Source organism: Pseudomonas sp. S3E12 (assembly GCF_001702295.1).
Taxonomy (GTDB): Bacteria; Pseudomonadota; Gammaproteobacteria; order Pseudomonadales; family Pseudomonadaceae; genus Aquipseudomonas; species Aquipseudomonas marginalis.
In genome coordinates this window covers 1-502 of sequence record NZ_MBDT01000027.1, presented here as the reverse complement: position 1 = coordinate 502, position 502 = coordinate 1, and the positions used below count along the sequence as shown (strand labels likewise).

General features: G+C 58.4%; 1 protein-coding gene. It reads right to left on the bottom strand.

Translation table 11 applies throughout. The features are described from left to right. On the bottom strand, positions 1-502 hold a 502-nt coding region (locus BB029_RS33375), incomplete at both ends, for a hypothetical protein (RefSeq protein WP_168166831.1).

Here is a 502-nt window from a genome sequence, read left to right as displayed (position 1 = left end):
GGGTAACGGTCGGTTGGCCGGTGCCGTTGGAGTTCAGGCCTTCAGGATCAGTGACGGTCAGGTCGATCTTCGGCAGTTGATTGCCGGCGTTAACAAAGTCAGCGCCCTTCTGAGTCAGCACGACGTTGTTATCAACGATGGCGTAGTAGCCGTCGGCATTGCTGCTGCCGGTGAAAGAGACAGTCAGGCCTTCGCGTGGGGTTTCTTCGTCGGTCGCGGTGAAGCGACCTGCGACGGTGCCCGCAGTAGCGGAGTTTTCATCGATGGTTTCCGGGGAAACGCTGATGACCGGCACGTCGTTATGCAGGGTAACGGTCGGTTGGCCGGTGCCGTTGGAGTTCAGGCCTTCAGGGTCAGTGACGGTCAGGTCAATCTTCGGCAGTTGATTGCCGGCGTTAACAAAGTCAGCGCCCTTCTGCGTCAGTACAACGTTGTTGCCGGAGAGGCTGTAGTAACCGTCTACGTTGCTGTTGCCGGTGAAGGAGACAGTCAGACCTTCGCG